This is a genomic window from Sphingobacteriaceae bacterium GW460-11-11-14-LB5 (genome assembly GCA_002151545.1).
Taxonomy (GTDB): domain Bacteria; phylum Bacteroidota; class Bacteroidia; order Sphingobacteriales; family Sphingobacteriaceae; genus Pedobacter.
In genome coordinates this window covers 1,555,790-1,567,376 of the sequence record CP021237.1, presented here as the reverse complement: position 1 = coordinate 1,567,376, position 11,587 = coordinate 1,555,790, and the positions used below count along the sequence as shown (strand labels likewise).

Annotated in this window: 11 protein-coding genes; 3 read left to right on the top strand and 8 right to left on the bottom strand. The window is 37.6% G+C overall.

The window, feature by feature from the left end; translation table 11 throughout:
• Nucleotides 1-30: 30 nt before the first annotated feature.
• The 4 genes from CA265_06385 to CA265_06370 all read right to left on the bottom strand — a co-directional run bounded on the left by CA265_06385 (nucleotide 31) and on the right by CA265_06370 (nucleotide 4,632).
• The gene (locus tag CA265_06385) at nucleotides 31-645 is read right to left on the bottom strand and encodes a Crp/Fnr family transcriptional regulator (protein ID ARS39321.1); all 615 of its coding nucleotides are present in this window, start codon (nucleotides 643-645) and stop codon (nucleotides 31-33) included.
• 118 nt (nucleotides 646-763) lie between these two features.
• Nucleotides 764-1,615, bottom strand: a complete 852-nt coding sequence (locus CA265_06380) for a TIGR02757 family protein (protein ID ARS39320.1) — start codon at nucleotides 1,613-1,615, stop codon at nucleotides 764-766.
• 213 nt (nucleotides 1,616-1,828) lie between these two features.
• A complete protein-coding gene (locus tag CA265_06375) occupies nucleotides 1,829-2,968 on the bottom strand; it encodes a cystathionine gamma-synthase (protein ARS39319.1) in 1,140 nt (379 codons plus the stop codon).
• A 191-nt stretch (nucleotides 2,969-3,159) separates the two neighbouring features.
• Nucleotides 3,160-4,632 (bottom strand): proline--tRNA ligase, encoded by a 1,473-nt coding sequence (locus CA265_06370; protein ID ARS39318.1) that lies wholly within the window; start codon nucleotides 4,630-4,632, stop codon nucleotides 3,160-3,162.
• A 199-nt stretch (nucleotides 4,633-4,831) separates the two neighbouring features.
• On the opposite strand from CA265_06370, the gene CA265_06365 reads away from it, so the two are divergent.
• Together CA265_06365 and CA265_06360 are read left to right on the top strand one after the other, a co-directional pair.
• Nucleotides 4,832-5,854 (top strand): hypothetical protein, encoded by a 1,023-nt coding sequence (locus tag CA265_06365; GenBank protein ID ARS39317.1) that lies wholly within the window; start codon nucleotides 4,832-4,834, stop codon nucleotides 5,852-5,854.
• A 20-nt stretch (nucleotides 5,855-5,874) separates the two neighbouring features.
• Nucleotides 5,875-7,404, top strand: a complete 1,530-nt coding sequence (locus tag CA265_06360; GenBank protein ARS39316.1) for a hypothetical protein — start codon at nucleotides 5,875-5,877, stop codon at nucleotides 7,402-7,404.
• A 136-nt stretch (nucleotides 7,405-7,540) separates the two neighbouring features.
• On the opposite strand, the gene CA265_06355 is transcribed toward CA265_06360, so the two are convergent.
• From CA265_06355 to CA265_06340, 4 genes are read right to left on the bottom strand one after another with little or no spacing between them, the layout of a single operon-like run.
• Nucleotides 7,541-8,200: a DNA-binding response regulator gene (locus tag CA265_06355; protein ID ARS39315.1), complete on the bottom strand. Its 660-nt coding sequence runs from the start codon at nucleotides 8,198-8,200 to the stop codon at nucleotides 7,541-7,543.
• The gene (locus tag CA265_06350; protein ARS39314.1) at nucleotides 8,193-8,981 is read right to left on the bottom strand and encodes a hypothetical protein; all 789 of its coding nucleotides are present in this window, start codon (nucleotides 8,979-8,981) and stop codon (nucleotides 8,193-8,195) included. Before CA265_06350 ends, CA265_06355 begins: the two co-directional genes overlap by 8 nt.
• Complete coding sequence (locus CA265_06345) at nucleotides 8,945-9,601, bottom strand: hypothetical protein (protein ID ARS39313.1); 657 nt, start codon at nucleotides 9,599-9,601, stop codon at nucleotides 8,945-8,947. The genes CA265_06350 and CA265_06345 overlap by 37 nt, the downstream gene beginning before the upstream one ends.
• Before the next feature lie 33 nt (nucleotides 9,602-9,634).
• Nucleotides 9,635-10,597 carry a hypothetical protein gene (locus CA265_06340; GenBank protein ARS39312.1) on the bottom strand — a complete coding sequence of 321 codons (963 nt, stop codon included), beginning with the start codon at nucleotides 10,595-10,597 and terminating at the stop codon, nucleotides 9,635-9,637.
• 372 nt (nucleotides 10,598-10,969) lie between these two features.
• Here CA265_06340 and CA265_06335 point away from each other — a divergent pair, with 372 nt between their 5' ends.
• Nucleotides 10,970-11,443: a hypothetical protein gene (locus CA265_06335; GenBank protein ID ARS39311.1), complete on the top strand. Its 474-nt coding sequence runs from the start codon at nucleotides 10,970-10,972 to the stop codon at nucleotides 11,441-11,443.
• Nucleotides 11,444-11,587: the final 144 nt, after the last annotated feature.

Genomic DNA, 11,587 nt, shown 5'->3' with positions numbered 1-11,587 from the left:
AAAGCAAGAAAATAAATCGAATGATAAGAATTAAATCTTCGCCCTGATCCTACTCAATGTTTCGAGCCTGATGGCTAAAAAAGAAGCAATATGTTTTAAAGAAACGCGGTTAATTAAATCAGGGAAAGAGAGTAAAAACCGTTTATATCTTTTCTCGGCTGACGAAATCCGGCACAGGTAAGCACGCTCTTCTGCCGAGCGGTAATACAACTCCATCATCTTTCTGCCCACGATATTCGCTTCCGGAAAATTTTCGTAAAGATATTCGGATAATACATGCGGGATGGCAACTAAATCTACATCTTCTAATGCCTGTAAATACTCTTCCGAATCGCCATCTATCCACAAATTACGTATGGTACCTACCACTTCATTCTCTTTGGCAATCCATGTGGTAATCTCATTATCTCCATCTTTTATAAAACCCCTCACCACACCTTTAACAATTAAAAAAAGGAACTTGTTGCGATCAACTGGTGAGACGAGGTATTTATTCTTTTTGTAGCTGATTGGAAAAGTGTGCTGGTTAATCCGCTTTTCTATTTCATCATTAAGCGGGTGAAATTTCTTGAAAATTGAGACTAGTGGCGAAAAATTATTGTATTTCTTCCACCTATCTTCATCAGATAAATTAACTGCAATCATAGCGAAACTGTTGGGATAGACACAATCCTGCTAAACCGAAGCAAGACCACTATGTAAGTATAGGAAGATTGAATTGAAAAAAAGAATTTTTTTTTGACATTTCTCAATTTCACTAAGCTTATAACAGCTTTTCTACACCCAGGCCAAATAATGCAAAATCATACTTTACCGGATCGGACGGATCAAACTGTTTCAAATTCTCGGTTAATTCAATTGCGGTTAACCAATCTGTCTGCTTTCTGTTAATCAGCCCAAGCAAACGCCCTACCCGGTCTACGTGCACATCGCAGGGACAAATCAGATCTTTAGGCTGAAGTGTATTCCAGATACCAAAATCGACACCTTTTTGATCTACCCTAACCATCCACCGCAAAAACATGTTTAAACGTTTACAGGTAGATTTTTGCTTTGGCGAGGAAATATGTTTCTTCGTGCGGTGAGGAAAATCTTCCAGGGAGAAAAAATACTGCCTGAAATGGTTCAGCGCCTGCTCTATTGAAAAATTAAGTTCAGCAGCATAACACACTTCAGAGGCATAAGTTATTTCTGGTTTTACAGATGAAACGGCTAAATACTCCGCACGAAAAACATCTTGCCCAGGTACAAACGCCTGCTCTAAACTATTGTAGTTTTGATAGTGCTGCTTAAAAAATGAGATGAAATAAAGTAAATCGGTATCGTTAAATGTGCGGTGTTTAAAGTTCAGCAGACGTTTTAAATCGCTATCGGTATGATGAACAACAAAATCGTAAGGCGCATTATCCATCCGCCTAAGCAGTTCCTTACATTTATTAATAATGGTTTTCCGCTGCCCCCAGGCTAAAACTGCAGCAAAAAAGCCTGCAATTTCTATATCCTGTTTTTTTTCGAAAAGATGGGGAATACAAACCGGATCGTTTGCTATAAAATCTGGCTGATTGTATTGTTCAACTTTACTATCCAGAAAATTCTTTAACTCCAGAAATTGCATGATTAGTTTTGTTTAGACGTAAACAGCAGCACAATTGCTGCCATTTAAACCGGATTGAAACGGTATCCTTTTTTGTTTTTCCTCATTTTGATGAAACAGATACCTCAACAAAAAAGATTTAGTGAAAAGCCGGACGAGCACTAATACTGGCACAGCCTGGCTTTACAAAAAGAAAAAACCGGACAGGTATTTATGACCTGCCCGATTGAAATATTATGCCAATGCATTAGCCAGATCTTCTAAAAGATCGTCGATATCTTCTACGCCCACACTTAAACGAAGTAAGTTATCGGTTACACCTACTTTCTCTCTTTCTTCTTTCGGAATAGAGCCGTGTGTCATCGTTGCAGGGTGGTTAATCAGCGATTCGACACCACCTAACGATTCGGCCAGGGTGAACACTTTAAAATTAGAAGAGATTCTAAAAGTTTCTTCCAGATCAGCACCTTTTAGCGTAATCGAAATCATCCCACCGAAACCACGCATTTGTTTCTTAGCGATGTCATGGTTAGGATGGTCTTCAAAACCCGGCCAATAGATTTTATCAACCTTTGGATGTGTTTTTAAATAATGTGCAATACGCTCCCCATTTTCGCAATGTGCTTTCATCCGAAGATGAAGCGTTTTAATTCCTCTCAAAACTAAAAAAGCATCCTGCGGACCTGGTGTTGCACCACAGGCGTTGTAAATGAACCAAAGATCTTTATACAATTGCTCATCATTGGTTACCAAAGCTCCCATCACCACGTCAGAGTGGCCACCAATATATTTAGTTACCGAATGCATCACAATATCAGCGCCGAGATCGATCGGATTTTGTAAATAAGGCGATGCAAATGTATTATCAACAGTAAGGATTAAATTTTTCTCTTTCGTAATTTTTGCCACCCCTTCAATATCGATAATCTGCATGGTCGGATTAGTAGGTGTTTCTATCCAAACCAATTTGGTTTTATCGTTGATGTAAGGCAATATATTCTCTGGTTTAGAAAGATCCAGAAAGTGGAATTTGATACCGTATTTAGTGAAGATTTTGGTAAAAATACGGTACGAACCTCCATACAAATCATTACCGGTAATCACTTCATCGCCTGGTTGCAGTAACTTTAATACGGCATCTGTTGCCCCCATTCCACTCGAGAAAGCCAGACCATATTTAGCATTTTCTAAAGCTGCTAAACAATCTTCCAAAGCCTTACGCGTTGGGTTGGTTCCTCTCGAATACTCGTAACCCTTGTTATCTCCGGGAGATTTTTGCCAATAGGTAGAAGTTTGGTATATCGGTGTCATTACCGCACCGGTGGTTGGATCAGGCTCTTGACCTGCATGTATAGCTTTAGTTGCGAATTTCATTTTTATAATATAGAGATGATTAACAAGTATCGAAATAAGATTTCAAAACATCCCACATCCCGATACTATTTTACATTAAAATTTAAAATCGTTAGCCAGAAGGAGCAAAATTTCTAACTAACGATTTCAAAACTTATTTTTAAAGCGATTGCAGGGAGACTCCAAACGCCAAGCACCCAACTCAGGGCTAACTAATACGCTCTTGCGAACAACACTCTTTGTGTAGATGGTTTTCCTGAATAAATACAAACGCCATCTTCCAGTTTATTATCTAAAGGAATACAACGAATGGTGGCTTTTGTTTCTTCTTTTATTTTTTGCTCAGTTTCCGGCGTTCCATCCCAATGTGCTGAAATAAAACCAGCTTTGGTATCTAACAGTTCCTGAAACTCAGTGTAACTGTTGGCTTCAGTAATATGCTCATCACGGTAAGCCAATGCCTTGTTGAACATACTTTGCTGAATATCTTCCAATAGTTTGATGATGTAAATATCCAATCCTTCCTGAGGGACGGTTTGTTTTACCTTGGTATCTCTGCGGGCAATTTCGACTGTTTTATTTTCTAAATCGCGGCCACCAATGGCAATACGGATGGGCACACCTTTCAACTCATAATCAGCGAACTTAAATCCAGGGCGCTGTGTATCTCGATCATCATATTTAACCGAAACCCCCAATCCTTTTAAACGCATGGTTAATTCGTTTACATAGGTAGAGATTTTGGCTAAATCTTCGTCACCTTTGTAAATGGGTACAATAACCACTTGAATTGGTGCTAATTTCGGTGGAATAATCAATCCTGAATCATCACTGTGTGCCATAATTAAAGCCCCCATTAAACGTGTAGAAACACCCCATGAAGTAGCCCAAACATGGTCTAATTTCCCGTCTTTACCTGTAAACTTAACATCAAAAGCTTTGGCAAAATTCTGCCCTAAAAAGTGAGAGGTACCTGCTTGCAAAGCTTTGCCATCCTGCATTAGAGCCTCAATGCAATAGGTATCTAAAGCACCTGCAAATCTTTCATTTGGTGATTTACGACCTCTGATTACCGGAACGGCTAACCAATTTTCGGCAAAATCGGCATATATATGTAACATACGTTCTGTTTCCTCGATCGCCTCTTCTGCTGTAGCATGAGCAGTATGCCCTTCCTGCCACAAAAATTCGGCTGTACGCAGAAACAACCTGGTACGCATTTCCCATCTGACCACATTGGCCCATTGATTGATCAGTATAGGTAAATCACGGTAGGATTGGATCCATCCTTTATAGGTGTTCCAAATAATGGTTTCAGAAGTTGGACGAACAATTAATTCCTCCTCTAATTTTGCAGTTTCATCAACCACAATATTTCCGTTACCGTCATTTTTAAGGCGGTAATGTGTTACCACTGCACATTCTGTCGCAAAACCCTCAACGTGAGAAGCTTCCTTAGAGAAAAATGACTTTGGGATGAATAAAGGAAAATAGGCATTCTGATGGCCTGTATCCTTAAACATCTTATCTAAAACAGCCTGCATTTTTTCCCATATAGCATAGCCATTTGGCTTTATAACCATACAACCACGCACAGCAGAGTGCTCTGCTAAATCTGCTTTTAACACAATATCATTATACCACTGGGAATAATCTGCTTCTCTACTTGTAATTTCTTTGCTCATGTTATGTATTTGGAACGTAATTTGTATGTTAAAAAGTGTAAAATTCGATGGCAAATTTATAAATTTATGCCTACAAACGATTAACAAAATAATATCAATTATTTTATATCATTTTTTTGACTAAATAAATAGTTAATAATTAGTTACTTTTGAAACTGTTTATTAAATTCGTGAACACACACAACTAAATATAAACACAATGAAACCAATTAAATTTTTACCCATTGTAATGATTGCTGCTGCAGGGTTGGTGGCATCATGCTCTACATCAAAATTGGCTCAAACTAAGCCAGCAGATGATGTTTATAACTCTGTAGCAAAAGCTAGAGAGGTTGAAGTAATTGCTCCCCCTCAACGTCAGCAGGCACAAAACCAGGCTCAGGGACAGGAAGAATACGATGAATATTATGGAACCAGTAATCCTTATTACGATATGGATTACTCATCTAGAATAAACCGTTTTTATAATGGTTATAGCTTTCAAGGCTACTACGACCCTTACTTTGACAATTATTATTACGGAAACAGTTACGGTGCTTCAAACTATTTAGGTTATGGCCTGGGCTGGAACAGCGGATACGGTTTAGGTGGCTGGGGCGGTAGCTTTGGTTATGGCAGTATCTGGAGCAATCCGTTTTATTATGGCAACTTTGGTTACGGATGGAACAATCCTTATGGCTGGAACTCCTGGGGACCATATTCATACTATGACCGTTACGGTTGGGGCGGTGGATACTACGGCGGTGGCTGGGGTATCGGCGGCGGCTATTACGGTGGCGGTGGTTTCGCCAACAGAGGTGGTTCTTACAGACCAAGGCCAGGAAGCAATGATAGAGGTGTGCCAAGATACGGTGGCAATACAAACGCCGGAAACGCTGGCAGACCGAGCAGATCGGGTGTAAGCAATCCAAATGGCGGCGTAGGTTATGTACCAAATAATAATGCAGGTAGACCAACCAGAAGCCAGGCTAATGGTAACTATGCTCAACCTCAGGGCTCGCAAGCTGGCAGACCGACCAGGAATGACAGTTATAGTCCTCAAGGTACTCAAAGTAGCAGACCTACCAGAAACGAAACCTATACACCTTCACAACCTACCAGAACCGAGAGCAGACCTAGCTACTCTCCTCCTCCATCAAATGGCGGCGGAAATAGTGGTGGTGGTTCAACCGGCGGTGGCGGCGGTGGTGGTTCAAGACCATCTAGAGCAGGAAGAGGTTAATTTAAATTTAAACACACAACATGAAAAAATATATTTTAGCTTCACTAGTAGCTACAGTAGCTGCTATGGGAACGTCATACGCCCAAAGTTATGCACCTGATGCATTCCGTTTCTCCCAAACCAATTATGGTAGCTCTGCCCGATTTAAAGGAATGGGTGGTGCACAAATTGGGGTTGGTGGCGATATCGGTTCAATTAATGCAAACCCTGCCGGATTAGGCCTTTTCACTAAATCAGAGTTTAGCCTTACACCAGAATTTAATTCAGTTTCGAATAACAGTGCTTATTTAGGCAATAATACAAAAGCAAATAAAAGTCAGATTAATCTGAATAATATTGGTGTGGTATTTTACAGCCCGGCAGCAAGAATGAAAGGTGCTGATGTGAACAAAGGACTGGTAAGTACGGTATTTGGCTTAAGTTATACCCGGAATAACGATTTCTTAAATAACATCAACTATAACGGAACAAATAGCAATAGCTCCATTAGAGATGCTTATGTAGACCAGGCCAATGGTGGTGGAATTGATAATTCGATAGCCGGTGATGCATACGACAGTTATTTAATCAATAAAAATGCAACGAATTACCCAAACCGATATTCTGCAGAGCCTTACAACAATGCGAGTTTTAAACAGAATTGGGATGAATCGAGATTAGGTTCAACTTCAGAGTTTAACGTTGCAGGTGCCCTTAACTTTGGCAACAAAGTATATATTGGCGCAACCGCTAGTTTTGTTAATGTAAAATACATCAGTGATGCCACTTTTACTGAATCGGGTATCGTAAACTCTTTCGATGATGGCTTACCAATTCCTGCGTATACCGGAAATGAAAATTATAACTTAACCCATTTCAGGAACCAGGAAACAAAAGGTGGTGGATTTAATTTAAAACTTGGAATGATTTTCAGACCAGTTAATGAATTAAGAATCGGTATCAATTTTCAAACACCAACCTGGATGAATATTGAAGATAACACTGCTGAAACCTTACAGGCAAATTTAGCAGGAAATGCAACAAATGCACCTTCTAGCTCAAATAATCCAACTAAATATTATACATTCAGTTATAACTTACGTACGCCATTAAAAGCTTCCGCTGGTATCAGTTATGTAATAGGTGGTACTGCATTAATATCAGCAGATGTGGATTATGTAGATTATGCTTCGATGCGTTTTTCTGATGTGGATGGATATGACCGTAATACCATAAACGACAATAATGCTTTCATTAAAGAATCGTATAAAGAGGCGATTAACTACAGGGTTGGTGCTGAAGTAAAAGTCACTAACGAGTTTAGCTTAAGAGCAGGTTATGGTGTAAATGGAAACGGCGTTAAAGGCGGTGACAATAAATTTTATCAGGGTCAATACTACACCGGTGGTATTGGATACCGCATAGATAACTATTATTTCGATTTAGCCTATCAGAACTACAAAACAAATTTCAGCTCAAGCCCTTATTTATTAGACGATTATACAGAACCTGTTGCTGATGTTAAAAGCAATAGAAACAACGTATTTTTGACTTTTGGTGTAAGATTTTAAGCGCTAAACACTAGCATATCAAAAAAGGCTTCAGTAAATGCACTGAAGCCTTTTTTGTTTATTGCACAAATTAACCTCTACCCTATAAAATCCTTAACGTTATAGCTACAAATCACCTGACAAGCGAAGAAATCACTTAAATTTTAACTATACCATTTTTAACGGCATAAAGTGCCAGGCCGGTACGGCTTTTTAATTGTAGTTTTTCACATAAAGAATTTCTGTAACCATCAATAGTACGTGGACTCACAAACATTTCAGCTGCAATTTCATTATAGGTTTTTTCAGTGCAGGTATATTTCAAAAATTCCATCTCCCGCTCTGTTAATTTCACAAAATCGGATATCTTTGAACCTGATGACAATGCACTTAACGACTGCATGACCTTCCTTGTAACCAAATCATTGTAGAAATATCCTTTACTCATTACTTCATCAAAAGCACGTTTTAGCTCTTCCGGTTCAGCATCTTTTAACACATAACCTTTAGCGCCATTGGTTATCATTTTAATAATAGCACCTTCGGCATCCATGGTACTCAAAGCAAGTATATTTACCTCAGGGTGATTGATGCGAAGCCAGGAAGCGGTACTGTAACCATCCATCTCGGGCATATTGATATCAAGCAGCACAATATCGGGCACTCCATAGATCTTGAGTTGCTGAATAAGATCTTTTCCGTTTGCAGCTTCGAATAGTATTTTGTAATCCGGGAAATAGCTGATTAGGGCCGCCATTCCTTTTCTGAACAGGACGTGGTCGTCAACCAGGGCTATATTTTTAATTTGATCAGACATAAGGGATGATTAGTATGATTTTAGTTCCATGATTAATAACACTGGTAATGGTAGCTTCTCCCATAATCAGGGCTGTACGCTTTATAATATTCTGAAGTCCGAGTCCAGTTTCTATTTTATCTTTTCCAGTTGAGCTGAACCCAATGCCGTTATCTTCAATACTTATTTTAAGCCGCTCTGTTAAAAAATCAAAACCAATGTTGATTATAGTGGCACCGGCATGTTTAAGTATATTTTGCAGGCTTTCCTGCACGATACGGAAAATGATAATTTTCTTTTGTTCAGCAATTTGCTGTTCATCACCTGTTACCATCACATTACATTTAAGAACGCCTGCCTTTGCTATCCGCTGCAGCTCCTGCTCTACAGCCTGCAACAAGGTAAGTTCCTGTATGCGGCTTGTACTCAAACTTTTTGCGATATCCCGCAGATCGGTAAGCGCATTTCCAACATTGCCCTTAATTTCCATAATTAACGGTCTATTGCTCGTCTCATTTTGTTCTACAACGCTCAATTGCAGTTTGGCCAGGCTCAATAACTGGCCTACATTATCGTGTATTTCCTGGCTTATGGTATCAAAAGTTTGCTCCTGCATCTCCAAACGCGATTGAAGGAGCTGTTCTGCATATTGTTTTTCCATCTCCCCTTTTTCCTTTGCGTACTGAAATTTCTTTTTCTGAAAATAGAGCATCAGGAAAACGATCGCACTGCTAAGTGCAAAGAAAATTATGATACTGGGAATAATTACAAATAGGACTTCCTGGTCTTGATCGTTTTGCATAAAAAAGCATAAGCAAACAGTAAATACATAATTATATTCGTTATTAAATTTAATTTTTTTAGTTTAACAGCTAGTTGTTCATAATTTACTGTCAGATAGTGAAACATTCCCATATAGGGCACAACGCAGGTGTAATAAACAATTAAACCTATAGCAATCCAGAATTCACCTTCATTAAAAAGTGATGTAGTTTCGTCTGAAGTTAGTTTTTCATAACAATAAATAAGTGCAAAGAAAATAATAAATGTTCCGCCAAATACAAAAGCATAGCTGCTCCATTGTAGTATATTAAAACTGTAAAAACTAAATATATACCAAAGCACTGGGAACATCAGTAAGAATAAGTTTATTACCTTTAATAAGTAAACATTTCTTACAATTTGTTTGAAGAAATAGGCATAAAATATAAATTCTACCAAAATAAAAAAATTATATTGAGGCAGCGTATTACCCTCATAACCAACATCTTGTTTAAATAAAAACACACTAAGTTCAAGTAGAAAAGTATAAACACATAACAAAGCAACTACTTTTAGTTGCTTTGTTAATTTGTGCAATTGATAAAGGCTTAAGATTGAACAGAGTCCTAATGAAAAAATATATAAATACCTGAGATACATAAAATTTAAATATGTATCTAAAATAAGATTTTATTACTCATCTGAGATATCAAGTCCCTGATTATTACCATTTGATGGAGGTGGAGTAGGATCACCGGTATCCATTGTATATAAATCATTTAATATATCCCTTAATTCAATATACTCAGTATTCAGCAGCTCTAATATTCTATCCAGTTTCGCTCTATTATGAGGCTTTTGGAAAAGTTCTTTCCACATAGGGTCATCTCCTACGAATGAATGACCTATCTTTGCAATGGTTTCAATTGTTCTTAAAATTAAGATTTCATCATCTAGATAAACCTCGCTATTGTTTTCATCTATAAAGACAAAGTCAACTGTCAGCCGCTGTTTATAAGTCTGAGCAACCCTTCCACCAAACGCTCCTTCAATTTCATCTTCATCTGTATAGGAAACCAATCTTATTTTTAAGCCGTAACCTGCGTATTTCATTAAATGATCTTCAATTAAATCGCGTAGCTCTTTAATTTTTTCGATATCAAACCATAAGTGCTTTGTTTCAAAACACGTATTATCTTGATCATCAGTCGTCAAAGTTGGAGTAAGTCTGTCCCGTTTCATATCTGGAGCTTGAAAATTCCCCACGTATTCTAAGGCAAGTTCTTTTGATATTGGCTCAATGGTATTATCTTTTGGTGTACCACCTTTTATGTAATATTCGCCACTGTCATGCTTATCGGTTGTAGAAACAAAAATTAAATTAAACCGGCCTCGTTTACTTCCAATCTGATTCGGACCGTAAGTTCCAAAATAAATCCGAAAACCATCTATTTTTTCATTTTCATTAATCAATGCGTTAATATGATCTGATACCGCCTTCGCTTGATGAAAATATACTTCCTGTGTTTCTGATAATGCTCCATTTTTTTTTGCAGCTTGATGGAGCACACCATACTTATGTGCGTTAAACCATGCTTTTCTGGCATCACCAATTGATTTTGACACGTAGATACGTGGTAATATTAGACTACTCATAATTTTAATTTTGTTTTAGGTTTATAAAAATTTTCATCTAAATATAGATTAAGCCTTATTGAATTTGGAAATAACCCAATTATACAAATTAGATCGAATCCTTTGCTACGTTCTAAAAACACCTACCCTATAGTCAATCAAATGAGCTTTTCACCGATTATCAACTCAACCAAGTTATTTCAAAATTCCGTGATTTCGCGGTACCTCCTTGCGTTTTTCACGCATATAAATTCAGATGCTTCACGCTTGATTTGAGTATATCACTAATAGTAATTTTGGGTAAGCCATCGTAACGAAGACCATGAAATTATATTACACGGGGAAACCGAAAACCAAAATAGAGTAGGTACTGTCAATTAACATATCAAAAAAATGAATTCACTTGAAGAATTAAATCACAAATTTGACTTAGACGTCCTGTCAGAACAACTAAAATCAGCTGTTGATTCAAAAGATCCTTTGGGATATATGCGAAGCAATATTAATTGGGAAATTGATAAGGATTTAGACACTAAATCAAATTTGGAAGGTGTTACAAGTATGATGACTGAATCATATTCAACAAACATAAGTTACGAAATGTGGAATCCGTTTCGTAAGTTTTTGGACTGGCTGAATAGAAATAAAACAGCAAATCAGGTAAAAAAAATTCTTTGTACAATCAACGCTGAGATACAAAAACTGATTGACGAAGAAGCAGGATTGAAAAAATTAATAACAATTGCTTTGACAGCAATAGCTGCTGCAATTGGAATAGGAGTTATCAATCCAATGATTCTTACTCTGGTTGTCGGGTTTCTTGCAACCATGATTTTAAAAGGTGCTGCAAATTTTTGTGATGTCTAGTCGTTCAGCGCTACCAAAATATAAAAATGAAAGCAACTAACAGCGCGACCTAAAATTATCAGAGAAGAACATGCGTGAAATTAATTTTATCTAATTAATTGAATTAATAAAGCCCACTTCTAATAGTTAACAGGTAAGTTAAAG

Bases quoted from the DNA above. Each gene is read 5' to 3' on its own strand.
- CA265_06385 (ARS39321.1), bottom strand. From the start codon at position 645: ATGATTGCAGTTAATTTATCTGATGAAGATAGGTGGAAGAAATACAAT.
- CA265_06380 (ARS39320.1), bottom strand. From the start codon at position 1,615: ATGCAATTTCTGGAGTTAAAGAATTTTCTGGATAGTAAAGTTGAACAA.
- CA265_06375 (ARS39319.1), bottom strand. From the start codon at position 2,968: ATGAAATTCGCAACTAAAGCTATACATGCAGGTCAAGAGCCTGATCCA.
- CA265_06370 (ARS39318.1), bottom strand. From the start codon at position 4,632: ATGAGCAAAGAAATTACAAGTAGAGAAGCAGATTATTCCCAGTGGTAT.
- CA265_06365 (ARS39317.1), top strand. From the start codon at position 4,832: ATGAAACCAATTAAATTTTTACCCATTGTAATGATTGCTGCTGCAGGG.
- CA265_06360 (ARS39316.1), top strand. From the start codon at position 5,875: ATGAAAAAATATATTTTAGCTTCACTAGTAGCTACAGTAGCTGCTATG.
- CA265_06355 (ARS39315.1), bottom strand. From the start codon at position 8,200: ATGTCTGATCAAATTAAAAATATAGCCCTGGTTGACGACCACGTCCTG.
- CA265_06350 (ARS39314.1), bottom strand. From the start codon at position 8,981: ATGCAAAACGATCAAGACCAGGAAGTCCTATTTGTAATTATTCCCAGT.
- CA265_06345 (ARS39313.1), bottom strand. From the start codon at position 9,601: ATGTATCTCAGGTATTTATATATTTTTTCATTAGGACTCTGTTCAATC.
- CA265_06340 (ARS39312.1), bottom strand. From the start codon at position 10,597: ATGAGTAGTCTAATATTACCACGTATCTACGTGTCAAAATCAATTGGT.
- CA265_06335 (ARS39311.1), top strand. From the start codon at position 10,970: ATGAATTCACTTGAAGAATTAAATCACAAATTTGACTTAGACGTCCTG.